The sequence below is a fragment of the Marinobacter sp. bablab_jr003 genome (assembly GCF_016464245.1).
Taxonomy (GTDB): Bacteria; Pseudomonadota; Gammaproteobacteria; order Pseudomonadales; family Oleiphilaceae; genus Marinobacter; species Marinobacter vinifirmus.
In genome coordinates this window covers 86,163-109,672 of sequence record NZ_JADARC010000108.1, presented here as the reverse complement: position 1 = coordinate 109,672, position 23,510 = coordinate 86,163, and the positions used below count along the sequence as shown (strand labels likewise).

General features: G+C 58.1%; 23 protein-coding genes. 11 read left to right on the top strand and 12 right to left on the bottom strand.

Annotated features, from left to right (window positions below; all coding sequences use genetic code 11):
- Window positions 1-2: 2 nt before the first annotated feature.
- The 4 genes from H3Z84_RS11435 to H3Z84_RS11420 are packed head-to-tail and all read right to left on the bottom strand — an operon-like array spanning window position 3 to window position 3,525.
- On the bottom strand, window positions 3-1,268 hold the full coding sequence (locus H3Z84_RS11435) for an NAD(P)/FAD-dependent oxidoreductase (RefSeq protein WP_199457542.1): 1,266 nt from the start codon (window positions 1,266-1,268) through the stop codon (window positions 3-5).
- Between the two features lie 42 nt (window positions 1,269-1,310).
- A complete protein-coding gene (locus tag H3Z84_RS11430) occupies window positions 1,311-2,099 on the bottom strand; it encodes an SDR family NAD(P)-dependent oxidoreductase (RefSeq protein WP_199457541.1) in 789 nt (262 codons plus the stop codon).
- Window positions 2,096-2,566, bottom strand: coding sequence for a nuclear transport factor 2 family protein (locus tag H3Z84_RS11425; protein WP_058340894.1), 471 nt, complete (start codon window positions 2,564-2,566; stop codon window positions 2,096-2,098). The genes H3Z84_RS11430 and H3Z84_RS11425 overlap by 4 nt, the downstream gene beginning before the upstream one ends.
- The gene (locus H3Z84_RS11420) at window positions 2,563-3,525 is read right to left on the bottom strand and encodes an acyl-CoA desaturase (RefSeq protein ID WP_094624015.1); all 963 of its coding nucleotides are present in this window, start codon (window positions 3,523-3,525) and stop codon (window positions 2,563-2,565) included. Before H3Z84_RS11420 ends, H3Z84_RS11425 begins: the two co-directional genes overlap by 4 nt.
- Before the next feature lie 8 nt (window positions 3,526-3,533).
- On the opposite strand from H3Z84_RS11420, the gene H3Z84_RS11415 reads away from it, so the two are divergent.
- Window positions 3,534-4,544 carry an NAD(P)/FAD-dependent oxidoreductase gene (locus tag H3Z84_RS11415; RefSeq protein ID WP_199457540.1) on the top strand — a complete coding sequence of 337 codons (1,011 nt, stop codon included), beginning with the start codon at window positions 3,534-3,536 and terminating at the stop codon, window positions 4,542-4,544.
- Here the strand turns inward: H3Z84_RS11415 and H3Z84_RS11410 are convergent, their stop codons facing one another.
- Window positions 4,545-6,029, bottom strand: coding sequence for an HD domain-containing protein (locus tag H3Z84_RS11410; RefSeq protein WP_058340897.1), 1,485 nt, complete (start codon window positions 6,027-6,029; stop codon window positions 4,545-4,547).
- A 114-nt stretch (window positions 6,030-6,143) separates the two neighbouring features.
- Between H3Z84_RS11410 and H3Z84_RS11405 the strand changes: the two genes are divergently transcribed.
- From H3Z84_RS11405 to H3Z84_RS11375, 7 genes are all read left to right on the top strand, one after another.
- Window positions 6,144-7,352 carry a PP2C family protein-serine/threonine phosphatase gene (locus H3Z84_RS11405; RefSeq protein WP_058340898.1) on the top strand — a complete coding sequence of 403 codons (1,209 nt, stop codon included), beginning with the start codon at window positions 6,144-6,146 and terminating at the stop codon, window positions 7,350-7,352.
- A 14-nt stretch (window positions 7,353-7,366) separates the two neighbouring features.
- Window positions 7,367-7,858, top strand: coding sequence for an STAS domain-containing protein (locus H3Z84_RS11400; RefSeq protein WP_022988214.1), 492 nt, complete (start codon window positions 7,367-7,369; stop codon window positions 7,856-7,858).
- 51 nt (window positions 7,859-7,909) lie between these two features.
- Window positions 7,910-8,971 (top strand): NAD(P)H-dependent glycerol-3-phosphate dehydrogenase, encoded by a 1,062-nt coding sequence (locus H3Z84_RS11395; protein WP_199457539.1) that lies wholly within the window; start codon window positions 7,910-7,912, stop codon window positions 8,969-8,971.
- Between the two features lie 25 nt (window positions 8,972-8,996).
- Complete coding sequence (sixA, locus tag H3Z84_RS11390) at window positions 8,997-9,446, top strand: phosphohistidine phosphatase SixA (RefSeq protein WP_199457538.1); 450 nt, start codon at window positions 8,997-8,999, stop codon at window positions 9,444-9,446.
- Window positions 9,447-9,486: 40 nt separating this feature from the next.
- Window positions 9,487-10,383 (top strand): radical SAM protein, encoded by an 897-nt coding sequence (locus tag H3Z84_RS11385; RefSeq protein ID WP_094624012.1) that lies wholly within the window; start codon window positions 9,487-9,489, stop codon window positions 10,381-10,383.
- A gap of 15 nt (window positions 10,384-10,398) precedes the next feature.
- Window positions 10,399-10,965: a DUF1285 domain-containing protein gene (locus tag H3Z84_RS11380; RefSeq protein WP_022988218.1), complete on the top strand. Its 567-nt coding sequence runs from the start codon at window positions 10,399-10,401 to the stop codon at window positions 10,963-10,965.
- Window positions 10,966-11,166: 201 nt separating this feature from the next.
- Entirely contained in the window at window positions 11,167-11,628 is a 462-nt protein-coding gene (locus tag H3Z84_RS11375) for an FKBP-type peptidyl-prolyl cis-trans isomerase (RefSeq protein WP_199457537.1), read from the top strand.
- 144 nt (window positions 11,629-11,772) lie between these two features.
- Here the strand turns inward: H3Z84_RS11375 and H3Z84_RS11370 are convergent, their stop codons facing one another.
- Window positions 11,773-13,425, bottom strand: coding sequence for an electron transfer flavoprotein-ubiquinone oxidoreductase (locus H3Z84_RS11370; protein ID WP_199457536.1), 1,653 nt, complete (start codon window positions 13,423-13,425; stop codon window positions 11,773-11,775).
- A 233-nt stretch (window positions 13,426-13,658) separates the two neighbouring features.
- Here H3Z84_RS11370 and H3Z84_RS11365 point away from each other — a divergent pair, with 233 nt between their 5' ends.
- Window positions 13,659-14,408 (top strand): electron transfer flavoprotein subunit beta/FixA family protein, encoded by a 750-nt coding sequence (locus H3Z84_RS11365; RefSeq protein ID WP_199457535.1) that lies wholly within the window; start codon window positions 13,659-13,661, stop codon window positions 14,406-14,408.
- A complete protein-coding gene (locus H3Z84_RS11360; protein WP_058340905.1) occupies window positions 14,409-15,350 on the top strand; it encodes an electron transfer flavoprotein subunit alpha/FixB family protein in 942 nt (313 codons plus the stop codon). It begins immediately after the preceding gene.
- Window positions 15,351-15,380: 30 nt separating this feature from the next.
- On the opposite strand, the gene H3Z84_RS11355 is transcribed toward H3Z84_RS11360, so the two are convergent.
- Window positions 15,381-15,836, bottom strand: a complete 456-nt coding sequence (locus H3Z84_RS11355; RefSeq protein WP_199457534.1) for a hypothetical protein — start codon at window positions 15,834-15,836, stop codon at window positions 15,381-15,383.
- A 12-nt stretch (window positions 15,837-15,848) separates the two neighbouring features.
- Window positions 15,849-16,178, bottom strand: a complete 330-nt coding sequence (locus tag H3Z84_RS11350; protein WP_022988224.1) for a hypothetical protein — start codon at window positions 16,176-16,178, stop codon at window positions 15,849-15,851.
- A 164-nt stretch (window positions 16,179-16,342) separates the two neighbouring features.
- Here H3Z84_RS11350 and H3Z84_RS11345 point away from each other — a divergent pair, with 164 nt between their 5' ends.
- Window positions 16,343-17,584 (top strand): saccharopine dehydrogenase family protein, encoded by a 1,242-nt coding sequence (locus H3Z84_RS11345; protein WP_022988225.1) that lies wholly within the window; start codon window positions 16,343-16,345, stop codon window positions 17,582-17,584.
- A 4-nt stretch (window positions 17,585-17,588) separates the two neighbouring features.
- Here the strand turns inward: H3Z84_RS11345 and cydC are convergent, their stop codons facing one another.
- The 4 genes from cydC to H3Z84_RS11325 are packed head-to-tail and all read right to left on the bottom strand — an operon-like array spanning window position 17,589 to window position 23,330.
- On the bottom strand, window positions 17,589-19,211 hold the full coding sequence (cydC, locus tag H3Z84_RS11340) for a thiol reductant ABC exporter subunit CydC (RefSeq protein ID WP_199457533.1): 1,623 nt from the start codon (window positions 19,209-19,211) through the stop codon (window positions 17,589-17,591).
- Window positions 19,204-20,883 (bottom strand): thiol reductant ABC exporter subunit CydD, encoded by a 1,680-nt coding sequence (gene cydD, locus H3Z84_RS11335; RefSeq protein ID WP_199457532.1) that lies wholly within the window; start codon window positions 20,881-20,883, stop codon window positions 19,204-19,206. The genes cydC and cydD overlap by 8 nt, the downstream gene beginning before the upstream one ends.
- Entirely contained in the window at window positions 20,884-21,885 is a 1,002-nt protein-coding gene (gene cydB / locus H3Z84_RS11330) for a cytochrome d ubiquinol oxidase subunit II (RefSeq protein WP_199457531.1), read from the bottom strand. It lies immediately after the preceding gene.
- Entirely contained in the window at window positions 21,885-23,330 is a 1,446-nt protein-coding gene (locus H3Z84_RS11325) for a cytochrome ubiquinol oxidase subunit I (protein WP_199457530.1), read from the bottom strand. Before H3Z84_RS11325 ends, cydB begins: the two co-directional genes overlap by 1 nt.
- Window positions 23,331-23,510: the final 180 nt, after the last annotated feature.

The following is a 23,510-nucleotide window of genomic DNA, read 5'->3' as shown; positions in this document are numbered from 1 at the left end:
GCTCAAAGCTCCACACCAAAGGCCTGTGTCACCCGCAGGGCGCTGCGCACGCCGTCTTCGTGAAAGCCGTTAAACCAGTACGCGCCGCAGAAGTGCGTGCGGTTATGGTTGCCGATTTCGTCATAGCGCTGTTGGGCGGCAACAGCCTCCAGGGTGAACACCGGGTGGTCGTATTCGAACCGCTTGATCACCTTGGCTGGATCGATATCCCGGCTGCGGTTCAGGGTTACGCAGAATGTCTCCGGAGCGTCGTCGAAGTTCTGCAGGATATTCATATTGTAGGTGACAGATACCGGATGGGTGCTGTGCTCGGGAATCATGTAGTTCCAGGCCGCCCAGGCCCGACGGTTGGAGGGCAGCACGCTGGCATCGGTGTGCAGCACAACATCGTTCTTCTGGTAGCCGATGGCGCCCAGAATGTCCCGCTCTTGGTCACTCGCGTCGCTCAGCATGGCCAGTGCCTGGTTGCTGTGGCAGGCGAGGATAACCTGGTCGAAGCGGTGGTTTTTCCCGTTAACAACCAGCGTTACGCCGTTTTCATCCCGCTGGATGGCGGAGACAGGGCTGTTCAGGTGGGTTTTGTCGCCCAGCCTCTGCATCATGCGGGTGACATAGCTGGCGGAACCGCCGGAAATGACCCTCCAGGTGGGCCGGTCATCTACCGACAACATGCCGTGGTTGTTGAAGAACTGCAGGAAAAACCGGATCGGGAACTGCTCCAGCACGATTTCCGGCGCGGACCAGATGGCCGCTCCCATGGGCACGATGTAGTTGTTGCGGAAGTATCGGCTGTAATGGTTGCGGTTCAGGTATTCGCCCAGGGTTTCGCCTTCGGGAATGTCACCGGCGGCCAGGTCTGCCCGGGTTTCCTTGTTGAAGCGCAGGATCTCCCGGATCATTTTCAGGAAATGCAGGTTCAGGGCGTTCTTTCGCTGGGCAAACAGGGTGTTCAGGCTGGTGCCGTTGTATTGCAGGCCGCTGGTGTGGCAATCCACGCTGAAGCTCATATCGCTGACTTCCGAGGCCACGCCCAGCCGGTCCATCAGTTTGATGAAGTTCGGGTAGGTCCAGTCATTGAAGACGATAAAGCCCGTGTTGACCGGCCAGGTACGACCCCCGGCCTTGACCAGCTCGGTGTTGGTGTGGCCGCCGGCATAGTCGGCGGCTTCGAACAATTCTACGTCGTGGTGTTCACTGAGCAGCCAGGCGGCGGTCAGTCCTGAAACACCGGCGCCAATAACTGCAATGCGCTGACGGTCCTGATTCATTGATGGTTTTCCTTAAGCGGTTTGTTCACAAAATAGGTTTGGTCAGGAATTCTGGTCGGCTTTGCGGGCCATGGATGCTGCCATGCGATCCACCACTCCTTGAGGCAAGGCGCCCAGCGCTTTCAGCAGCCAGGTAAACCGTCTAGGGAAAGCAATCTCGTTGCGGCCTTTGGCCAGCCCGTTGGCAATCCTTTGTGCGGCATCGTCTGCGGTCACCATAAACGGCATGGGAAAGTCGTTCCGATCGGTCAACGGTGTTTTTACAAAGCCCGGTGAGACCACCACAACATCAATGCCTTCGGCAGCCAGGTCTGCCCGCAGGGCATGGGCAAAGTAGGTCAGGGCGGCCTTGGATGCGCCATAACCTTCGGCCCGGCCAAACGGAAACCACCAGGCCGACGAGCTGACAATCACCAGGGTTGATGGCTTGCCCTTTGCCCGGGTGGCCCGCAATGCGGGCAGGGCGATGTCCAGGCTGCGGGCGGTGCCCAGCACGTTGGTAGTGATATTGGCCTCGATGACCTGGCTGTTGTAGTTGGCGACTTCCAGGTACTCGCAGGTGCCGGCGTTCAGAATGGCCATGTCCAGGTCGCCAAAATGCTGGAGATCGCCCTGAATGGCAGACAAATCGTCCAGGCTGGTGGTGTCTGCCACGGCGGATGTAATCCGGTTCGGGTGTTGGCTGGCCAGCTTGTCCAGCGCCTCGGCCCGCCGGCCGGTAATCACCAGGTTGTGGCCCCGGTTTGCCAGTTCATGCACCAGGGCCTCGCCGATTCCGGAAGACGCGCCGGTAACCCAGATGTTCGATGCGGATTGCAGTCGTTTGTTCATCCTGCCTGCCTCTTCACCCAGCGGATAGCGCCACCGACCACCGGCAGGTTTTCGTAAAGCAGTTGCCCGGCGTCAAAATAGTCCCGATGGAAGCGCACCTTGCCGTTGCTGATTTCCAGGTGACTGATGCCGTCTACGAACACGGTCTTTCCGTTACGGATGCGCTTGTGGCGCAGCTCCATTACCCAGGGGATGGTGCACCATTGCTGCTGGATAACCGGCGAGCTGAAACGGAACTGGCAGTGGAGTACGTTGCCATAAGCCCCGGCCATGTATTCGGTAAGCTCGTTCAACCCGGACACCTGGCCGAACGGATCCTGGAAGTGGATATCCTGGCTGTACACGTCCTTGAGCTGGCTCAGGTTGCCTTTGTCGAGCTGGTTGTACAGTGTGCAGAAGCGCTCAAGCACTTCCGGTAGTTCAGCAACCGGTGTGCTGGTGTCTACGCTGGAAAGGTGTTGGCTCATTGGCTTGCCCTCCCGGTACGGTTGCGGTCGAGTTCGAGGGTTTCCTTACGGATATGGTCGGGGATCGGATTCAGGTCCCAGATAATGCCCAGTTTCGACAATACCCACAGGCCGTACCAGGTAATGTCTATTTCATACCAGCGGAAGCCCTGGCGAACCGCCGTCGGCCAGCGATGGTGGTTGTTGTGCCAGCCTTCGCCCAGCGTGATCAGTGCCAGCCAGAAGTTGTTGCGGCTGTCATCGCTGGTTTCAAAGCGGCGCTTGCCCCACACGTGGGACAGGGAATTAATAGAGACGGTGGCGTGAAACAGCACCACGGTGGAGATAAAGAAGCCCCAAACCAGTAGTTGCAGGCCGTTGGTGCCCAGCCCGGGCGCCCAGGCAGCCAGTGCTTCGCCAAGCAGGTAAATGGCGACTGCGAAGGCGGCAGGCACCAGGGAGTCGAAGCGATTGATAAAGCGCAGTTCCGGGAACTTGAGCCAGTCCTTTACCCGGCGCTCGTTCATGGCAAAACCGGCATCGCAGGTAAACCATCCCACGTGGGACCACCAGAATCCGCCCTGGTGGGGGGAGTGAAGGTCTTCCTCGCGGTCTGAATGCTGGTGATGGTGCCGGTGGTGCGCCGCCCACCAGAGAGGACCGCGCTGCGCGGCGCTGGCGCCCAGAACGGCAAACACAAATTGCGCGGGCCGGCTGGTTTTGAAGGATTTGTGGGAAAAGTAGCGGTGATAGAAGCCGGTAATCGCGAACATCCGAACCAGGAAAAATCCAAGGGCAAACACCATTGCGAAGGTGCTTGTGCCGGTCACCAATACCAGGAGACAAGCCAGGTGCAGTGCAATAAACGGGAGTACCCGTACCCAGTTAAAGGTTCGGGACGAGGTATCCAGGTGATCTGATCCCGCTTCGGAATCGAACCATCTCAGAATGTTTGTCAGCCAGTAATTCACTCGGGTCATAAATAACCATGCTCAATGTAACGTCAGACACCCCATCAATACGAAGTATCGCGATTATTGGTTCAGGCCTTGCGGGCCTTACCGCAGGAATTCTGCTTGGCCGAAAGGGCCATAATGTCAGGGTCTTCGAGAAAAGTCGTGGCCCCGGTGGCCGTATGTCGTCTAAACGGGTTTCGGGAAGCTCGGCGGACATCGGAGCCCAGTATTTCACGGCCCGTCACCCGGAGTTTCTGGCGTTTTTGAGGGCGTTTGCCGGAGCAGACAATTTTGGCCCCTGGCAGGGCCGTTTCGGCTTTCAGGGCGAGGATAAACAGTGGCAGGCGTTCCCCGAGGAAACCCGCTACGTAGGCGTACCCCGAATGACCGCCATTACCCGGGCGTTGTCCGAACACGTTCCGGTAACCGCGCAGGTACGGATTGCGAAACTGGAGCGGGTCGGGGAGCAATGGCGCTTGATCTGCACCGAAGGCAATGACCACGGCAGCTACGACCAGGTGATCATCACAGCGCCTCCGGCCCAGGCCCGGGATCTGCTGGAGGCGAGTGGGCTGAATGAACTGGCTGGCAACCTTGGCCATTCTGAAGACAGTATTCTGGCCTGCTGGGCAGTGGCCGCGCACTTTAAAGAAACTCCCAGCAATGAATTCGACGCCATGCGGCCGGATTCCGACGTGCTTTACTGGGTGGCTAACAACTCCTCCAAACCGGAGCGCAACGATCAGGGCCAGTGGTGGGTGCTGCATGCCACGCCGGAATGGACGCAGGCCCATGTAGAGGAGCCCGCCGAAAAAGTGTCGGAGAAACTGCTGGCTGCCTTTTACGAACTGACCGGGTATCAGGGCGTTGCGACCGATGCCGTAGCGCACAGGTGGCTTTACGCCCGCTCGGTGCAGCAGGAACAGCCCGGCTATCTGCTGGAGCCCGCGCTGGGCGTAGGCCTGGCAGGAGACTGGCTCAATGGCGGCCGGGTAGAAGGCGCCTGGGAAAGCGCCACTCGCCTGGTTGAAGCCCTGGGCTGATTATTCCATCAGGTCGGAAGGGGCCCGGGTGGTCACTTCCGGCCGGTGGTAGAAGTGGGTGATGGTGCCATCGCCAAACTTGGAGAAGAACGCGCTGACATCGGTGATCTTCCGCAGCGACCGCTCCCGGCTGACTGGATTCTTCACCAGTACCTTGATGCCGTTGAAATTGTCCTGGATGTTGGAAAACCGGGCCCGCATGGAGCAGGTGACCACATCCACCGGGTTCAGGCCCAGCTCTCCGGCCAGCCAGTTGCCGTGTTGGGTAATCTCTGCCTTGGCCATGTTCTCCCGGGTGTCCAGGTGCTTGAGCTTCACCCGGTTCACAATGCTGAAGGAATAGCTCTTCGGCTGCCGTCTTGCCACTTTCCGGAACGCCTCCCAGAAGAAACTGTCGGTCAGTTCGGCGAAGTAGTTCATATCGCTCAGGCAGGTATCGATCCACTCGAAACTTTCCGGGTCTTCCAGGACTTCGTTAATCGCCTCGCGCAGCAGCCAGTCAAAGCCCAGGGCGGTCTTGTGGGCATAGACCTTGCGGTACATCTGGTAACGGCTGTACACAAAGTCTTCCAGCGCGCCCAGGCCTTTCTGGGTAATGGCCAGCCCCATCCAGGGTTCGGTTACGTCCCAGCCAAACCGCAGGTTGCTGAGCAGGTGGTCCAGGTTAAAGCCACCGATGGTGACGGAGCTGTGGAAACCGTCCCGCAGCATGTAATCGGCCCGGTCGGCATCAATCTCGCCCGATACAATGGACGACAACAGTCCCATGACCAGCCCGGGTACGTCGCGTTCCGGAATCGCCCCGGCAACGGCATCGTCGCCGGCGATGAAATCCCAGAAGGTGCGTGCGTGGCGGCAGAAGGTGTCGCTGGGGGTGACGTCTGTGGTCTCCATAATGCCGATCACATCCACCGCATCCAGGCCGGCGCTTTCCAGGTCGACCGAGGTCAGCACTTCGTGCGCCACCCGCACCGAATAATGCTCATGCTCCAGTTCGTCCGGCTCGCCCTGGTGATAGCGCGAGTAATCCACGCCCTGCCAGAGGTCGGCAAACCGTCCGGGGCGGGACATCAGCTCCCGGATGCGCCGGGCCTGGGTAAACTGGTGGGAAAAGCTGGAATGGCCACTGTCGTGCAGCAGGCACCCCAGCCGGATGGTCTTGGCAAGGTAGTCGATGGCATCCAGCTGGCTCAGGCTCAGGTCCATGCGCTCGCTCAGTTGCCGCTCCCGCAGGTAGGCATCGATCATCGAACGGAACATCCGGGTGCCCACATGCATCACACCGATGCTGTGCAGAAACCGGGAGTGGGTGGCACCGGGGAACACCAGGCTGAGAATGTCGTTCTGGCAGATGTTGCGTAAACGCTGGAACAGCGGGTGGTCAATAACCTGTATTTCATGGCGGTACAGGGGAATACCCCCGTGAACCGGGTCCATGATCAGCTTGTCGTAGGCTCCGAGCAGGTCGTTGACGGCACGTCGCATGGTTACAATTCTCCCAAAATGATGACAGCGACCTTGTTATATCACAGGGGCATGCCAGAATAGGCGATATGACCCGAATTTCTCTTTTATCGCTGGTAGTTTAAGGCAATCAACATGAACTCGCGCACCGAGCGCATACTGATTATCGATGCCGACGAACAGGCTCGAAACGATTTGTCACGCTACCTTGAAGCGAGGGGTTTCTACGTGACCGGGTATCCCGATATCCAGTCCGCCCGCGGCTTGTTCGAAGATAAACTCCCGGACGTCATCTTTGCAGACCTGCCCGCCGACGCCATCCGTGATCTCACCACCCGGCTGGCAGACTCTGAAAGCTTTATTCCGGTGGTTACCTGCACGGCCAGCAACTCCAGTACCGATGTTATCCAGGCGTTGCGTGCCGGTGCCGCCGATGTGGTGCTCAAGCCCTGCAACGACGACAAAGGCGCACTGGATGATGTGATCGGTAAACTGTTCGACCGGGTGCGGGTTAACCGCCTGAACCAGCTGTACCGACAGGAACTGGAAGAAACCAACCGGGAGCTGCGCAGCGGTATTGCGGAGCTGAGGGCAGACCAGAACGCCGGGCGCAAAGTGCAGCTGCGAATGCTTCCGGACCACGATTTGCAGATTTCCGGGCTGCAGGTCGACCACAAGATCAAACCCTCGCTCTACCTGAGCGGCGATTTCCTCGATTATTTCCGCATCTCCGAAGACAAAGTGCTGGTGTACATCGCCGATGTTTCCGGCCACGGTGCCAGCTCTGCCTTTGTCACCGTCTTGCTGAAAAACCTGACCAATCGTTTGCAGCGCAACCTCAAGCGGCAGTCCAGCGACGACATCCTTCACCCGGAGCGCTTTCTCGAGCGGATCAACTCGGAACTGCTCGATACCGGCCTGGGTAAACACGTAACCGTGTTTGTGGGGATAATTTCCATATCTGAACGTATACTGAGTTATGCGGTGGGTGCACATTTCCCGATGCCGATTTTGTCGTTTGAAGACGGCGAAACCCGGTTTCTGGAAGGCAATGGCCTGCCGGTGGGGTTATTCGAAGATCCCGAATGGGAGGTGTATCAGGTTCATCTGGACCGGCCGTTCAGGTTGTTGATGTTTTCAGACGGCATTCTGGAAGTAATTGCTCCGAAATCGCTGGATGAAAAGGAACGAACACTACTTGAACTCGTGTCTGGAGGTAGTCACACTATCGCATCGCTGAGTGAGGCTCTGGGATTGGATACCATCTCCGAGTTGCCCGACGATATCGCGATAGTTTCGGTAACTGATGCCCTTGACGGGCCAGATAACACGTCGTCGACGTAGTGGCAGTGTGAAAAATGGCTGGTTATAAGATCCTGCAGGCAGAAAAGCAGGGAATTTACGTCCTGAAGTTTATTGGGGAAATCCGGCTGAACCTGTGTTCGACGCTGGACAATCTGGTTGAGACCATCACGGGTAACCCGCAGTTCAAAACGGTAATTATTGATCTGACAGAGACCGAAATTATCGACAGCACCACCCTCGGGTTGCTGGCCAAGATTGCCCTGGCTGCCCGAAAGCAGAGCCGCTTCCTGCCGACTCTGATCTCGACCAACCCTGATATTACCCGCATTATTACCTCAATGGGTTTCGACAAGATCTTTATCATTGTGCGCGAGCCCGCTTCCCGGATAGAAGAACTCGAAGAAATTCCCGTACTCAAGGCCAGCGAGCAGCAGGTGAGAGACAAGGTTCTGGACGCCCATAAAATCCTGATGGGTATGAACAGCAAGAACAGGGAAGAATTCAAGAATCTGGTGCGTGCCCTCGAGTGTGAAGAAACCGGCTAGGTTTCAGCACGCCACGGGTGCGCTGCCCGTACGCAATAAAACGGAAATGATATGCCTGAAAACACCACTCCCCCGAAAGACGGGGCGAAGTCTTACGACGTTGCAGTGCTGGGTGGCGGTAGCTTTGGTACCGCCATGGCCAAGGTTCTTGGCGAAAACGGCCACACCGTCCATTTCTGGATGCGCGATGAAGCCCAGGCGAAGGAAGTTCGCCGTACCCGTGTGAACAAGCGCTACATGCCGGATGTCACCATTGAAGGCGACGTGCAGCCCACCACAGACCTGGCCGAAGCCGTTGCCAGGGCCGAAGTGGTATTGGTCGCTATCCCTTCCAAGGCCTTTCGCTCTGTGATCCGCGAGAATGCCGACGCATTCCGGGAAGGGCAGATTGTAGTCAGCCTGACCAAGGGTATTGAAGAACACGGCTTCAAGCTGATGAGCGAAATCCTGATGGAGGAGCTTCCACGCTGTCGCTCCGGGGTGCTCAGCGGCCCGAACCTGGCGGCCGAAATCGTCAATCGTGAGCTGACCGCCACGGTCATTGCCGCCAAGGATCCGGAAGTTCGCCGCACAGTGCAGGATCTGCTGGGGTGCGAGTATTTCCGGGTATACGCCAACGTAGACGTGTATGGCGTAGAGCTGGCCGGCGCCCTCAAGAACATTTACGCCATTGTGGCCGGCCTGGCCTCGGCGCTGGAGATGGGTGAAAACGCCCGGGCCATGCTGATTACCCGAGGGCTGGCGGAAATGAGCCGCTTTGCCGTAAGCCTTGGAGCCAACCCGATGACCTTTATGGGGCTGGCGGGCGTTGGCGACCTGATTGCCACCTGCACATCGAACAAAAGCCGGAACTACCGGATTGGTTACGCGGTGGGCAAGGGCAAGCAACTGGACGAAGCGGTGAAAGAGCTGGGCCAGGTAGCCGAGGGCATCTACACCCTGAAACTGGTGCGGGAGAAATCGGAATCCATCGGCATTTACATGCCGCTGGTGCGGGGGCTTTACGAGATTCTGTACAACGGTGCTTCGATCAACGCGGTCATCAGCAGCCTGATGATGGCGGTACAGAACTCTGACGTAGAATTTATTCTGCCCCGGACTATCACCCAGTAAAGGCTTCTGCGAACGAGGAGCGCTTATGCAACTGATCATCATGCGCCATGGCGAAGCCGGCTGGCACAGCCTGGACCAGGAACGGGAGCTCACCGATGTGGGTCGGCACGGGGCTGCAGCCGTGGCCGCGGCAATCGGCAAATCCTCCTGGCGCCCGGACCGGATCTGGTGCAGCCCCTACACCAGGGCCCGGCAAACCGCAGCGATTGTCTCTGAAGTGCTGAATTGCCCGGTAGACGAAAAGCCGTTCATTACCCCGGACGATGATCCTGGGCTTTGCCTTGACGCTTTACTGGAAACCGATATTTCCCGTTTGATGCTGGTGTCCCACATGCCCCTGGTGGGCAGCCTGTCTACCTTGCTGGTGGACGGCCATCGCAAGGGCATTCCCTTTATGACCGCCCAGGCCGTGGTGCTGGATCTGCCGGTGGTGGGCCCGGGCTGCGCTGACTTGAAAGAGCAGTTTCTGCCCTGATCTTTACCCTGTCATTCCATTTCTCAAGTTTCGAGACGCCATGTACAGCTTTCCGATCGAGTATATCGAACCCGTGTTCCGCCCGCCGAGCGAGGCAAAGTCCCTGATCCTGCCGGTGACCAACGGCTGCTCCTGGAACCAGTGTACGTTTTGCGAAATGTACACCCAGCCCCAGAAGAAATTCCGGGCCAGGAAGCCTGAGGACATCCGGGCCGATATCGCAAAGGCTGCCGAGGCCTTCGGTGACGTCCGCCGGGTGTTTCTGGCCGATGGCGATGCCATGGTGCTGCCAACCCGCCGGTTGCTGGAAATCCTGAGCGACTTGAAAGCCGCCTTTCCGGGACTCCAGCGTGTTTCAAGCTACTGCCTGCCACGGAACCTGGCGAAGAAATCTGTTGAAGACCTGGTGCAGTTGCGCGAAGCCGGGCTTGGCATCCTGTACGTGGGCATGGAATCCGGCGACGATGAGGTGTTGAAACGCATCAATAAAGGTGAGAGCTGGGAATCCACCCGTTCCGCCCTGACCAAGATTCGCGAGGCAGGCCTAACCAGCTCTGTGATGGTGCTTAACGGCCTGGGTGGTGAAACCCTGTCGCGCCAGCATGCCATCAACACCGCCACCCTGTGCAACGAAACCCAGCCGGATTACCTGTCGACACTGGTTGTCAGCTTTCCCCAGGGCGAAGAGCGTTTCCGGGAGGGTTTTGGTGATGATTTCGTACCCCTGAGCCAGCAAGGTTTATTTGAGGAAATCCGCCTGTTCCTCGAGCACCTGGAACTGGAGAAAACCATTTTCCGCAGTGACCATGCCTCCAACTACCTGGTGCTCAAGGGCACCCTGGGCCGGGACAAGCAGCGAATGCTGGAGCAGGTCAACCTGGCCATCAGCAATCCCGGTGCGGCGGCGCTGCGCCCCGAGTGGATGCGCGGACTGTAAACGGAGTAGATCACTATGACCCGAAAGCCTGATGAACTGGCCTCAGCTGTTGAACAGAATGCCGGTGGCAAGGCCTTGCCACCGCTAGACCAATGGAACCCGGGGCTGCTGGGGGATATGGACCTGCTGATCACCCGGGACGGCTCCTGGCTGTTCGAGGGCAAACCCATCGGCCGGGAAGCGATCGTGCGACTGTTTTCCACGATTTTGAGAAAAGAGCAGGACGGCGCCTACTACCTGGTCACCCCGGTTGAGAAGTGGCGGATTGCGGTAGAAGACACGCCGCTGCTGGCCCACTCGGCAGAGGCCACGGGAGAGGGTGATAGCCAGGTGATTTCGGTGACCACCAATATGGGCGAAACCCTGGAAATCGGCCCGGACCATCCGCTTGAGGTGGGGGCCTATCCCGACAGCGACGAGCCCCGGCCAGTTGTCGCCGTCAGGCACGGCGTGGAAGCACGGTTGGTGACCAATGCCTTTTACCAGTTGGCAGAGTTTGTTGAAGAGCAAACGGTAAACGGCGAAACCGTGCTGGGAGTTTTTAGCCACGGAAAATTCTGGAAAATCGGGCAGGGCGGTTGAAAAGCCCCTGACCACCCCAATGAATGAGGTAGAAAACGCAGTCTGTCACTTGTTAAACTGTCTTTTCTTACTTGTTATCGAGCCTGGCTCTCTAACGAGGCCCGGTGGTCGTTAGTCCCTCTGTGCAGTATGGCTGTTCAAGATTACTTTCGATTACCTACATCTTAAATACACAGTCATTGCGACACGCAAGGAGATCACATGGCCCAACCTCGTGTTGTCACCATCCATTACACGCTCACTAACGACCAGGGAGAGCAACTCGATTCCTCCCGCGTAGAAGGCCGTGAGCCGCTGTCTTACCTGGAAGGTGCACAGAACATTATCGGTGGACTGGAAAACGCACTGAACGAAAAGAGCGCTGGCGACCAGGTTAAAGTCTCTGTAGCTCCTGCTGAAGGCTACGGCGAAGTTAACGAAGAACTGATCCAGCCGGTTCCGCGTTCTGCCTTCGAAGGCGTCGACACCATCGAGCCGGGCATGCAGTTCCAGGCCCAGACTCCGGGCGGCCCCCAGATCGTTCGCGTTGTTGAAGTGAGCGACGAAACCGTCACCATCGACGCCAACCACCCGCTGGCTGGCCAGACTCTGCACTTCGACGTAGAAGTAGTAGAAGCTCGCGAAGCAACCGACGAAGAGCAAGAGCACGGCCACGTGCACTGATCTCTTCCGAAAGGTTGATCAAAGAACGGCTCCTGCGGGGGCCGTTTTTTTTTGGTTTTGTGCCACGAAATCCACGAAAAAACACGAAAAAAGACACAAAAAAGCCGGAGACGAGCTCCGGCATTTTCTGGTCAGTACACCCGCTTACATATTCGGGTAGTTGGGACCACCACCGCCTTCCGGCGTTACCCAGGTGATGTTCTGGGCAGGGTCTTTGATGTCACAGGTCTTGCAGTGAACACAGTTCTGGGCGTTGATCTGGAACTTCTTGCCGCTGCCGTCTTCCGCTTCAACCACTTCGTACACGCCAGCCGGGCAGTAGCGCTGGGCGGGCTCGTCGAACTTGGGCAGGTTCTCCTTCAGAGGAATGTCCGGATCGGTCAGCTTCAGGTGAACCGGCTGGTCTTCCTCGTGGTTGGTGTTGGAGATAAACACCGAGGACAGGCGGTCGAAGGTCAGCTTGTTGTCCGGCTTCGGATAGGTGATCTTCTTGCACTCGGAGGCCGGCTTCATGGTGGCGTAGTCGGGCACCGTGTCGTGGAAGGTGATCGGCAGGCTGCGGCCCAGAATGTTCTGCTCGATGTAGGCGATAGCACCACCGACCATGCTGCCGAACTTGTGGATAGACGGGCCAAAGTTGCGCTCGTCATACAGCTCCTTGTAAAGCCAGCTGTCTTCAAAACGCTGCTGGAAGCTGGTGATTTCCTCACCGGCCTTGCCTTCCTTCAGGGCTTCGAATACTGCTTCCGCGCCCAGCATGCCGGATTTCATGGCGGTGTGGGAGCCCTTGATCTTGGAGAAGTTCAGGGTGCCGGCGTCACAGCCCAGCAGCAGGCCACCGGGGAAACTCATCTTCGGCAGGGCATTGTAGCCGCCCTTGGAGATAGCACGGGCACCGTAAGCTACGCGCTTGCCGCCTTCCAGGTACTTCTTGATTTCCGGATGGTGCTTCAGGCGCTGCATTTCTTCAAACGGGCTGACGTGCGGGTTGCTGTACGACAGGTCGGTAATCAGGCCCACGTAGACCTGGCCGTTTTCCAGGTGATACAGGAAGGAACCGCCAGTCGTGCCGGATTCGCTCAGCGGCCAGCCGGTAGAGTGAACCACCAGGCCCGGCTCGTGTTTGGCCGGATCGATGTCCCACAGCTCTTTAATGCCGATGCCATAGTGCTGCGGATCCTTGCCTTCATCCAGTTTGTAATCCTTGATCAGCTGCTTGCCGAGGTGACCGCGGCAGCCTTCGGTGAACAGGGTGTACTTGGCGCGCAGTTCCATACCCGGCATGTAGCCGTCTTTCTGGGAACCGTCACGGGCTACGCCCATGTCGCCGGTGATGATGCCTTTCACCTGGCCGTCTTCAACGATGGTTTCAGCTGCGGCAAAGCCCGGGTAAACCTCTACGCCCAGCTGCTCGGCCTGTTCGGCCAGCCAGCGGCACAGGTTGCCCAGACTGATAATGTAGTTGCCGTGGTTGTGCATGTTCTTGGGCACAAACGCGTTGGGAACCTTGGTGGCTTTTTCCTGGCTCTTCATCAGGAAAATGTCGTCCCGGGTAACCGGCGTATTCAGGGGAGCGCCTTTTTCTTTCCAGTCCGGGAAGAGTTCATTCAGGGCAGTAGGCTCGAATACGGTACCTGCGAGGATGTGCGCCCCGATTTCAGAACCTTTTTCTACTACACAGACAGTCAGTTCTTCGCCAGCTTCCTGCGCCAGTTGCATGACGCGGCAGGCTGCAGACAGGCCAGCAGGGCCGCCGCCGACGATCAGAACATCAAATTCCATCGATTCGCGTTCCACGTTGGTCTCCTCAAACAGCTTTTAATGAATGTTATTAACCCGAAGGATAGCGCATTTCAAGAATCAAACAAACGTTTGTTTGAAATCTGCCCTTACCTTTGGCATTGTACGTATACACCGAAAAATCGTGTGTTTTGAGTCGATTTTTAGTATCGTCTCATTGTCAGGTCGGGTCAACCCGGTCCTTTGACTGTGAAGACTCATTAAACCCATCGTAGAAGAACGAGGAATCTATGAAGGTTCTGGTCGCTGTAAAACGAGTTATCGACTACAACGTGAAGGTGCGTGTCAAGCCGGACAACACCGGCGTTGATCTCGCCAACGTCAAGATGGCAATGAACCCGTTCTGCGAAATCGCAGTTGAAGAAGCGGTTCGTCTGAAGGAAAAGGGCGTTGCCAGTGAAATCGTGGTTGTATCCATTGGCCCGAAGGCTGCTCAGGAGCAGATTCGTACTGCACTGGCGCTGGGTGCTGACCGTGGTATCCACATCGAGACTGACGAAGAAGTACAGTCCCTGGAAGCGGCCAAGCTGCTGAAGGCGGTTGTCGAGAAAGAAGAGCCCAAGCTGGTTATTCTGGGCAAACAGTCCATCGATTCCGACAACAACCAGACTGGCCAGATGCTGGCCGCTCTGACTGGCATGGGCCAGGGCACTTTCGCTTCCGAAGTGGTTGTTGACGGTGAAAAGGTTAACGTAACACGCGAAGTAGACGGCGGTCTGATGACAGTTGCCCTGAACCTGCCGGCGGTTGTTACCACTGACCTGCGTCTGAACGAGCCGCGTTACGCTTCTCTGCCGAACATCATGAAGGCCAAGAAGAAGCCGCTGGACGCCATGAGCCCCGCCGATCTGGGTGTTGAAATCGCCCCGCGCCTGACCACCCTGAAGGTCGAAGCCCCGGCTGCACGCCAGGCTGGTATCAAGGTGGCAGACGTAGCTGAGCTGGTGGATAAACTGAAGAACGAAGCGAAGGTGATCTAAATGAGCATCCTGGTAATTGCTGAACACGACAACAGCAGCCTGAAGCAGGCTACTCTGAACGTTGTAGCGGCTGCCAAGGCCATCGGTGGCGACATCGACGTGCTGGTTGCCGGTGAGAACGTAGGCGCCGTCGCTGAAGCCGCTGCCAAGGCAGAAGGCGTGAACAAGGTACTGGTTGCAGACAACGCCGCGTACGGTCATTTCCTGGGTGAGAACCTGGGTGACCTGGTTGCTGAAGTGGGTAAGGGCTACAGCCACATCCTGACTTCTGCCGGTACCACCGGTAAAGACTTCATGCCGCGCGTTGCTGCGCTGCTGGACGTTGCCCAGGTATCCGACATTATCCGCGTTGAGTCTGACGACACCTTCGTTCGTCCGATCTACGCCGGTAACGCTATCGCGACCGTAAAGGCCAGCGACAGCATCAAGGTTATCACTGTACGTCCGACCGCGTTCGACCCGGTTGCCGCTGAAGGCGGTTCTGCTTCTGTAGAACAGCTGGACGTTGTAAAAGACGCCGGCCTGTCTTCTTTCGTAGGCGAAGAGCTGGCCAAGTCTGACCGTCCGGACCTGGCTTCTGCTGGTATCGTAATCTCCGGTGGTCGTGGCATGCAGAACGGCGACAACTTCAAGATGCTGGAGCAGGTTGCTGATCTGATGGGTGCCGCTGTTGGTGCATCCCGTGCCGCAGTTGACGCCGGCTTCGTACCGAACGACATGCAGGTTGGTCAGACCGGTAAGATCGTTGCTCCGCAGCTTTACGTTGCGGTGGGTATCTCCGGTGCCATCCAGCACCTGGCAGGTATGTCTGACTCCAAGGTGATCGTTGCGATCAACAAGGACGAAGAAGCGCCGATCTTCCAGGTTGCTGATTACGGCCTGGTAGCGGATCTGTTTGAAGCAGTTCCGCAGTTCGAAGAAGAGCTGAAGAAAGTTCTGTAACTTTCGGATCTCTTTAGCAAAAAAGGCACCTCAGGGTGCCTTTTTTGTTTTTGAAACAATGCGTTTTTCGGCTTTACCGATAATCAGGGTATCCGCGAGGATATGCAGGGCCCGGTTGGTGGTACGGACCGCCTTGTACACCTGCTCGGTTTTTTCGTGATGGGTTTGCTGGACCTTCCTGGTACTGTTGCGAAACTCTTCATCGCTGGAAAACATGTCGATCAGGCCAAACGTGGTGTTGGCGATGGCCTTGTGCACCTTCTCGACCGCCATGGCGCCGCCAGAGACCGTATCCTCCAGCAATTTCGCACGGTTACGGACCTCCAGCAGTTCCATACGGCTTTTCTGGACGGCACTGCGGGCACTGATGCGGTGGGTGTTAAGAATCCTCAGATCACGGCGGCTCGCGCCGGATACACGAAAACCGGCAAACAGGCAGCCGGCGGTGGCGGCAAGGCTCAGGGCAACAAGAATCTGGGCGATCATGGCCGAGGCTCCTCAGCGGTATTCAATGTGCATTTCAACATCGATATCACGCTCTTCGAGTTCCACTTCGAGTTCTTTCATGACTTCCTGATAGACCATTTTCCGGGTCATTACCGGTAAGCGATCCGCAAGCAGCCGGCCGGTCCGGGATTCCCGCTTGGCCAGGGAAATCGGGTCCAGCACCCGAAGGGTCAGTATCAATTCCGGATCCTGGCTGGTCTCAGGGATACCTTCGTTCTCCAGCATCTGGGCGATCATCTTCTTCTGCTCGAGGAATTGCCAGAGCAGCAGGGCGCTGAACACCAGAAGAATCAGGCTGGTGAGTGCAAGCAACGTGTTCAAAGGGCACCTCCCGGGTGTCTTGTGTGCATGTACAGAGTGTGCCCCAGTCTGCATGACAAACGATTGGCCGGGAGGACGCCCCGGACAGCGTAAACAGGAAAGTAGAACCTGTGTTCAAACCTGTTACCATCGTAACCCAACACCCGTTTGAATAAGGATAAATAATGACCAACACCACACAGGCAGAGTTTGATCTGGTCGTATTTGGCGCCACCAGCTTTGTGGGCCAGATTCTTTCCCGGTATCTGATGGAGACTTACGGCACCGGTGGTGAAGTCCGTTGGGCCATTGCCGGCCGTTCCGAGAGCAAACTGGCCAGCCTCAAGGCTGAGCTCGGGGATAACGCCTCTGCATTGCCGGTTATTCTGGCAGATGCCTCTGACGACGACGCCCTTGCCGCCATGTGCCGACAGACCCGGGTGATTATTTCGACCGTTGGCCCCTATGCGCTGTATGGCGAGCCGCTGGTGAAAGCCTGCGTGTCCACCGGCACCGATTACTGCGACCTGACCGGCGAAGTTCAGTGGATTCGCCGGATGATAGAGCGTTATGAAGACCAGGCCAGGCAGACCGGAGCCCGGATTGTTCATTGTTGCGGTTTTGACTCGATTCCTTCCGATATGGGCGTCTGGTTCCTGCAGCAGAAGTCCGAAGAGACCTTCGGCCAGCCCTGTCGGGATGTGCGTATGCGGGTAAAAGTGGCCAAGGGCGGGCTGTCCGGCGGTACTGTGGCCTCCATGATCAACGTGGCGAAAGAGGCCGGGGCAGATCCGAAGCTCCGGAAAGAGCTGGCCAACCCGTTCTCCATCTGCCCGCCGGACCACCGTTCCAGCACGCGCCAGCCGAGCCTCAAAACAGCGGAATTCGATAAAACCTTCAATGCCTGGCTCGCCCCGTTCGTGATGGGTGCCATCAATACCCGGGTGGTTCATCGCTCCAACGCCCTGCAACAAGCCCGCTACGGCAAGGAATTCACCTACGACGAAGCCATCATGACCGGCAAGGGCACCAAGGGGCGCCTGACGGCCTATGGCATTGTGGCAGCTCTGGGCGCCTTCTTTACCGCTTCGGCCATCAAGCCAACTCGTTGGGTGGTGGAAAAACTGGTGCCCAAGCCGGGTGAGGGGCCAAGCCCGGAATCACAGGAAAAAGGCTTCTACGACATCCGCTTTGTTGGCCGTACAGAAGATGGCAAGACCCTGATCACCAAGGTGACGGGCGACCGGGATCCGGGCTACGGCTCTACCGGCAAGATGCTGGGTGAATCCGGTATGTGCCTGGCCTTTGATGTGAAAGACGAAGTGCCTGGTGGTTTCTGGACTCCGGCCTCTGCGCTTAACGGCAAGTTGCTTGAGCGCCTGACTGCCAAGGCGGGGCTGACTTTCGAGCTGCTCGAAACCCGCTGAGCCGCTAGTTCAAATGCAGAATGTGGCCGGATGGCAGCAATGCCTCCGGCCCGTGGCCCAATGAAATCACTGCGCGCCCGTCCAGCCACTGATCAATCCGGGGGGCTATGCGGCCCCGGGTATCGGCATCCACGCCGGTAAAGGGTTCATCCAGAATCACCAGCGGTGCTTTACTCAACAATACCCGGGCCAATACCAGCCGCCGGGCCTCACCGCCCGACAGGCGGCTGCCGCCGTTGCCCAGCCAGGTATCCAGGCCTGCAACCTCACGGCTGAAGCGCTCGGCCAGTTCCACCAGCTCCAGTACATGCCAGAGTTCGCCGTCCGTTGCTTCTGGATTACCCAGCAACAGGTTGGCTTTGACGGTGTCGTCGAACACAACCGTAGTTTGAGTCAGGTAGGTGCAGGGCAGGGACTCCAGAGAACCTGCAACGGGATCAATCAAACCGGCAAAGGTATCTGCCAGGGATGATTTTCCGCTGCCAGACACCCCGACTACGCCCAGGCGATCTCCGGTTTCGACCGCTACCGAGAAGTGGGTGATAACCGAAGACTGCCCCGGGTGGCCAACGGCCAGGTCGCTCGCGGTCAGCGCGCTTTGTTTTGCGCCCTGTCCGGCCGGCCTCTTCTGGAAGCCAGGCTGTTCATCTGCGGGTTGTACATCTTCATTGAGACGCCTGGCGGCTGCCAGTGTTGCACCAAACTTTCCAAAGGCTTCAGGCAGCATGCCGTAAACTTCTCCCAGACCAAGCAGGGCAATGGGCAGCAGCACCAGAACCGGCCCGGATACGAGATCCTGTTGGAACAAGCCAAAGCCGGCCCACAGGGCGATCACCGCTGACAGGTTTACAAGCAACACTGTTACCGAGAGGTGCCAGCCCACCCTGGCATCGACCTCCGCCTGGCTTTGTGAAAGCGCAAAGGCGTGGCGCATCAGCCGGCCCGAATGTTTGCCCGTACGGCCGGCGGCGGTGAGTTCTGCAAAGCCTTCGAGGTGTTCAATCACCTGGCCGCGAAGTTGTTCCTGCCGTTCGTTTAACTGTCCCGACAGCGCCCGGGTGCGAACATACAGCCCCCAGGTGGCGAGACCGAAGGCTGTTGCCAGAATACCCAGCAGTATCAGCGCAATGGTGCCGCTGAACAGCAGCCAGGCCAGGCCGACAATCATCAGGGTAACCAGCGCCGCCAGTGCGGTAGGGGCAATCAGGCGCAGGTACAGGGTGTCCAGGGCGTCTACATCGGCAGTCAGGCGTGACAACCACTGGGCTCCGGTTTTATCGCCTCGCTGGCGTTTACCCGCCTGCGCCAGCCGGTTGAACAGCGCTACGCGAATATCGGTAAGCAGGCTCAGCACCGTATTGTGGTTGTAAAGCCGCTCCAGGTATCGGGAAACCGTTCTGGACACCGCAAAGAATCGAATCCCGCTGCCGGGCACATAAAGATTGATGTACGCCTGAACGCCCGCCGCAAACAGCAATCCCACCAGGGCAGTTTCGGTCAGGAACCATCCGGACAGGGCCAGCAAGGCAATGCCGGAGATCAGTGTTGCCAGCAGCAGGGCACCGCCCACCACCAACCGACCCCGGCGGCGAAGAATCAGCTGTAACCAGGGCCTGAGTTCACGCATTGCGCACCTCTGCGCCGGAGACGATCAGAACCCGGTCGGCCAGTGCCAGCAGCGCCTGGTGATGGGTAGAGAAAATCACGGTCTTGCCGGCTTCGGAAAGCTTGTGCAGGGCTTCCAGTACACAGATTTCGCTGGTGGCGTCCAGGCCGGCGGTCGGCTCATCCAACAGAACCAGCTCATGATCCGCCAGAAAAATGCGGGCGAGACTGAGCCGTCGGGCCTGGCCGCCGGACAAGCCCTGGGCATCTTCGCCAATACGGCTGTTGATGCCCTGTTCCCGGCTGTCGAGCAACTCGGCAAGGCCGACCATGCGCAGGGCATTCTCAATGGCTATATCCGATGCGTCAGGGCTGGTCAGCCTCAGATTGTCCGCCCAGGAACCTTGAATCCAGAAGCCTTTCTGGCCCAGCAAGCCGAAAGGGGATGAGCCCGCAGGTAGTCCGAACACCGATATTGTGCCGGCATCGGGGCGGATAAACCCCGCTAACAGGTGCAGTAACGATGACTTTCCGCCGCCGGATGGCCCCGTGAGCGCGATCACTTCACCGCGCTTTACCTGCATGTCCAACTGATCAAACACTGGAGGGCTATCGGAATAGCGCAGGGATACGCCGCTCAGGGCGATTGTGTCCGCCGTGGCGGTGGGTTCGGTTTGTGCCTGGACATTTCCGGCGCCGGAAACGGGCTCCTGAAGCCGGGCAAGAATCTCTGCTCCGGCGCCCAGGGCGGCGGCCCGGTCGTGATAATGCTGGGATAACGTCCGTAATGGCTGAAAGAACTCCGGTGCCAGCAGCAGGATCAGCAGGCCGGAGAACAGGGTGAGCTGATCGCTGGGGCCAAAGGTGATATAGCCCAGCAACCCGAAACCGATGTAAATGGCGATGACGGCAATGGCGACCGAGGAAAAGAACTCCAGTACCGCCGACGACAGAAACGCCACCTTCAGGGTTTTCATGGTGATACGCCGGTACTGATCCGAGCGTTGATACAGGGTATCGCTGGCCTGGGCTGTCTGGCCGAACAGCTGCAAGGTTGTCAGGCCCCGAACCTTGTCCAGAAACTGCCCGGACAGCCGGCTGATGGTCTCGAAGTGCTGCTGGTTCACTTTCTCTGCCCCCATACCCACAAGGGCCATGAACAGAGGGATCAGGGGCGCGGATAACAACAGAAAGATGCCGGCCAGCCAGTCGAGCCAGAACACCAGCGCAAGAATCATCAAGGGGATAACGGTGGCCAGGATCATCTGGGGCAGGAACCTGGCGAAATAACCGTGCAAGGCTTCCACGTGGTCCAGCCATTCCCGGGCCAGGGAAGCGGCAGAGGCTTCCGACAGAGCTACGGGGCCGGCAGCTTGCCAGTGGTCATTCAGTTGGCGACGGGCATGCCGGCGTACCTGTTCGCTGCAGCGCGCCGCAAAGCGTGTTTGCAGGCCCTGGCAAACTGCCCGCACAACGAGCATGCCCACCAAAACCAGAAACCAGGGGGTGAGGGCAGAGACCGGCTCGCCGGCAATTACCCCCTGATAAACCAGCCAGGCCAGTAACACCATCTGCACGATGGTGGCCAGCCCGGCCAGGGTACCGGCGACTACTGTGGCGTTTATCCAGCGCTGGCTGGTTCGGGCAAGCCCGGCCAGCCAGCCTTTGACATCAGCCTGAGCCGGTTCTGCCACTCAGTGATACCCTTCGCCGGCCCGCACCTTGCCGCGGAATACCCAGTACGTCCAGGCGGTGTATACCAGCACAATGGGAATTACGAACAGCAGGCCCAGGAGCAGGAACAGCTGGGATTCATAGGCAGACGCTGCATCCCACAGGGTGTAGTTGGGCGGCACCATATAGGGCCAGCGGCTGACCACAAGCCCCAGATAGGTTGTGATGAACAGCCCCATTGTGGCCACGAAGGGCATGCCTTCGAAGCGGTTGCGCACAGAGCGCCAGATCTGGAAGGCGCACAACAGTGTCAGGGCCGGAAGGATCCAGATGATACCGATGTGGTCAAACCAGCGTTCACGCACCATGTCGTCCACAAACGGTGTCCACACGCTGATAATGGCGAAGATGGCCAGCACGGCGAACAGCAGCGGCGTTGTTACCCGGTAAGCCCAGTCTTGCAGGCGGCCTTCGGTTTTCAGGATCAGCCAGGTGGAGCCGAGCAGGGCATAGCCTGCCAGAGTGCCGAGGCCGGTCAATACGGTGAACGGGGTAAGCCAGTCCAGCGCGCCACCCACATACACGCCATCAACCGTGTTGAAACCCTGAATATAGGCACCAACCACCGCCCCCTGGGCGAAGGTGGCGACGGTGGAACCGCCGGCAAACGACCAGTTCCACAGGTAGCGGGACGTGCGCGCCTTGAACCGGAATTCGAACGCCACACCCCGGAAAATCAGCCCGGCAAGCAGCAGGAACACGCCAATGTAGAGCGCAGGCAACAAGATGGTGTACACCATAGGGAAGGCGGCCAGCAGCCCGGCACCGCCCAGCACCAGCCAGGTTTCGTTGCCGTCCCAAACCGGTGCCACCGAGTTCATCATGGTGTCGCGGTCTTCTTCAGAGGGGGCGAAGGGAAAGAGAATGCCCACGCCCAGGTCGAAGCCGTCCATCAGCACATACATGATGATGCCGAAGCCGATAATAAACGCCCAGATGAGGGCCAGATCAAACAGTTCCATCAGGATTGCCCTCCTTCGTTAACGGGTTTTGCGTGGTTAACCGCACCCTTGCCGGATTCGATCTCGAACGGAACATGGGCCGCCGAGAGTGGGCGGGCAGGGCGATCGGCTTCATGGTCGGCATCGTCTTCATCGCCTTCCAGGCCGACGAACAATACCCGCATCAGGTAGTAAACACCGGCGGAGAACACCGCTGCGTACACCAGGATGTAACCGATGAGGGTGAACAGCGCCATGCCCCCGGTCAGCGAGGGTGTTACCGAATCAGCCTGGTTCATAATGCCGTATACAAGCCAGGGAGCCCGGCCAACTTCGGTTACGAACCAGCCGGTCAGTACCGCGAAGAAGGGCGCAATGCTCATGGCGCGCAGCCCCTGCAGGAACCAGCGGGCCTTGTAGTAGCGGCCGCCGGCCCGAAGCACCAGCCCGGTTACCGCGAACAGGATCATCAGCATACCCAGGCCAACCATCACCCGGAACGACCAGAACACAATCGCCACCGGAGGCTGCTCTTCTCTGGGAACATCCTTCAGGCCAGGTACCACACCATCCCACTCGTGGGTGAGAATCATGCTGGCTAGGCTGGGGATGCCGATTTCAAAATGGTTGGTTTGTGCTTCCTGGTCCGGAATGGCGAACAGCAACAGTGGCACATTGGAAGAGGTTTCCCAGTTGCCCTCCATCGCAGCCACTTTCGCAGGCTGGTGTTCCAGTGTGTTCAGGCCATGGAAGTCACCGACCACCAACTGGGCCGGGGCAATAAACAGCAGCAGCCACAGGCACATGGACAGCGCCTTGCGGTTGGCTTCTACCTCCCGGCCCTTGAGCAGGTACCAGGCACTCACACCGGCCACTACAAAGCTGCCGGTCAGGAATGAAGCCAGGCCCATGTGCATAAAGCGGTAGGGGAATGACGGGTTGAAGATGGCTTCGCTCCATGACACCACATGGAACACACCGTCGCGCAGTTCAGTGCCCGCCGGAGTTTGCATCCAGCTGTTGGCCGACAGTATCCAGAACGAGGAAATGAACGTGCCGGTGGCAACCATAATGGCCGCAAACAGGTGAACGCCCGCAGGAACCTTGTTGCGCCCGAACAGCAGAACCCCGAGGAACGCCGCTTCCAGGAAGAAGGCCGTGATAACCTCATAGCTCAGAATCGGGCCAAGGAAGTTGGCAGAAGCCTGGGAGAAGTTACTCCAGTTGGTACCGAACTGGAACGACATCACGATCCCGGAGACCACCCCCATCCCGAAGACAACGGCGAAGACCTTTGTCCAGAATCCGGAAAGCTTCGTCCAAACCGGGTTACGGGTTTTGAAGGCAAGACCTTCCAGAACGGCTATATAAGATGCAAGCCCGATGGTAAATACCGGGAAAATGGCGTGAAATGACACGACAAACGCGAACTGGATTCGCGATAGGATGAGGGGATCTAGTTCCACAGGAACCTCCGGTAACTTTCACAAGTCACAACAGACAGGTGCTAACCTGCCCGGCCGCTGCCTTAGGCGATTTTGCTATGTTGTTATTACCGGCAGTTGATTATGATGCTACGGGAATTGTAGCAGAAAGAAATAGGGCAGTTTGTCGCACCTTTGATATAAAACAATGACGGTGAACCT

What these genes read in the sequence shown, in the direction of transcription:
- H3Z84_RS11405 (WP_058340898.1), top strand. Translation starts at nt 6,144, where the DNA reads ATGAACTCGCGCACCGAGCGCATACTGATTATCGATGCCGACGAACAG.
- H3Z84_RS11345 (WP_022988225.1), top strand. Translation starts at nt 16,343, where the DNA reads ATGACCAACACCACACAGGCAGAGTTTGATCTGGTCGTATTTGGCGCC.
- cydB (WP_199457531.1), bottom strand. Translation starts at nt 21,885, where the DNA reads ATGGAACTGTTTGATCTGGCCCTCATCTGGGCGTTTATTATCGGCTTC.
- H3Z84_RS11365 (WP_199457535.1), top strand. Translation starts at nt 13,659, where the DNA reads ATGAAGGTTCTGGTCGCTGTAAAACGAGTTATCGACTACAACGTGAAG.
- H3Z84_RS11360 (WP_058340905.1), top strand. Translation starts at nt 14,409, where the DNA reads ATGAGCATCCTGGTAATTGCTGAACACGACAACAGCAGCCTGAAGCAG.
- sixA (WP_199457538.1), top strand. Translation starts at nt 8,997, where the DNA reads ATGCAACTGATCATCATGCGCCATGGCGAAGCCGGCTGGCACAGCCTG.
- H3Z84_RS11415 (WP_199457540.1), top strand. Translation starts at nt 3,534, where the DNA reads ATGCTCAATGTAACGTCAGACACCCCATCAATACGAAGTATCGCGATT.
- H3Z84_RS11430 (WP_199457541.1), bottom strand. Translation starts at nt 2,099, where the DNA reads ATGAACAAACGACTGCAATCCGCATCGAACATCTGGGTTACCGGCGCG.
- H3Z84_RS11375 (WP_199457537.1), top strand. Translation starts at nt 11,167, where the DNA reads ATGGCCCAACCTCGTGTTGTCACCATCCATTACACGCTCACTAACGAC.
- H3Z84_RS11435 (WP_199457542.1), bottom strand. Translation starts at nt 1,268, where the DNA reads ATGAATCAGGACCGTCAGCGCATTGCAGTTATTGGCGCCGGTGTTTCA.
- H3Z84_RS11410 (WP_058340897.1), bottom strand. Translation starts at nt 6,029, where the DNA reads ATGCGACGTGCCGTCAACGACCTGCTCGGAGCCTACGACAAGCTGATC.
- cydC (WP_199457533.1), bottom strand. Translation starts at nt 19,211, where the DNA reads ATGCGTGAACTCAGGCCCTGGTTACAGCTGATTCTTCGCCGCCGGGGT.
- H3Z84_RS11355 (WP_199457534.1), bottom strand. Translation starts at nt 15,836, where the DNA reads ATGATCGCCCAGATTCTTGTTGCCCTGAGCCTTGCCGCCACCGCCGGC.
- H3Z84_RS11385 (WP_094624012.1), top strand. Translation starts at nt 9,487, where the DNA reads ATGTACAGCTTTCCGATCGAGTATATCGAACCCGTGTTCCGCCCGCCG.
- H3Z84_RS11425 (WP_058340894.1), bottom strand. Translation starts at nt 2,566, where the DNA reads ATGAGCCAACACCTTTCCAGCGTAGACACCAGCACACCGGTTGCTGAA.
- H3Z84_RS11400 (WP_022988214.1), top strand. Translation starts at nt 7,367, where the DNA reads ATGGCTGGTTATAAGATCCTGCAGGCAGAAAAGCAGGGAATTTACGTC.
- H3Z84_RS11380 (WP_022988218.1), top strand. Translation starts at nt 10,399, where the DNA reads ATGACCCGAAAGCCTGATGAACTGGCCTCAGCTGTTGAACAGAATGCC.
- H3Z84_RS11395 (WP_199457539.1), top strand. Translation starts at nt 7,910, where the DNA reads ATGCCTGAAAACACCACTCCCCCGAAAGACGGGGCGAAGTCTTACGAC.
- H3Z84_RS11420 (WP_094624015.1), bottom strand. Translation starts at nt 3,525, where the DNA reads ATGACCCGAGTGAATTACTGGCTGACAAACATTCTGAGATGGTTCGAT.